Annotated in this window: 1 protein-coding gene and 1 pseudogene; both read right to left on the bottom strand. The window is 51.0% G+C overall.

All coding sequences use genetic code 11. The features are described 5' to 3' along the window. The coding region (locus tag ACTHUM_RS16105) for a GTP-binding protein (RefSeq protein ID WP_440403436.1) at positions 1–318 on the bottom strand (318 nt) is incomplete at its 3' end. A gap of 213 nt (positions 319–531) precedes the next feature. Continuing rightward, positions 532–790, bottom strand: a pseudogene (locus tag ACTHUM_RS16100) (NADH-dependent flavin oxidoreductase); the annotation flags it as partial.

Genomic DNA, 790 nt, shown 5'->3' with positions numbered 1-790 from the left:
GTCCACGGCGGTCAATACGCGGTAGGTATCTTCGGAGAAGTCTTGGTGTCCAGGCGTGTCCAAGAGGTTGAAGGTATGGTCTTTGTAGTCGAATTGCATTACGGACGAGGCCACGGAAATGCCGCGCTGCTTCTCGATGTCCATCCAGTCGGAGGTGGCGAATTTGCCGGTTTTCTTGCCTTTTACCGTACCTGCGCTTTGAATCGCACCTGAAAACAGCAGCAGTTTTTCGGTCAGCGTGGTTTTACCCGCGTCGGGGTGGGAGATGATGGCAAACGTGCGGCGGCGGCGCACTTGGTCGAGGATTTCTTGGGACATGGTTTTCTTTGCAAAAAGGTTCAGGCCGCTTTTTCAGACGGCCTGAAGGATATGGGTATTGGAAAACAGGCTAAAATAAGGGCGTGTGCAACACGCCCTGCAATAGATTGAAAGATGCGGAATTGTACAAAAAAATGCTTGATAATTCAATGTTTGTACCAAAACAAAGGCCGTCTGAAAAGTTTCAGACGGCCTTTGTTTATGAATCGATGATTAAATATCCATCGGTTTCCATTCTGCGCCTTTTACCGGCGGCAGCCATGATTGCGTACCACTGGAGGCAAATCCCCACAAGGTGTCGGGAAGGCCGTAATGGTCGGCGCGCGTCGGATCGAGTTGCGTTTCGATTTCATCTTCGCGGCCTTCACGGATTTGCGTGGCGATGTGCGGATTAATCATCACGGTTTTGCCCAAGGCGATAAATTCTGCCCAGCCGGTTTCATAGGCGGCCAAAATTTGGTCGGCGGTAAAC

The sequence above is a fragment of the Neisseria sp. P0021.S006 genome, assembly GCF_051956895.1.
The sequence above is the reverse complement of the archived record's forward strand: the minus strand, read 5'-3'. Positions and strand labels throughout refer to the sequence as shown.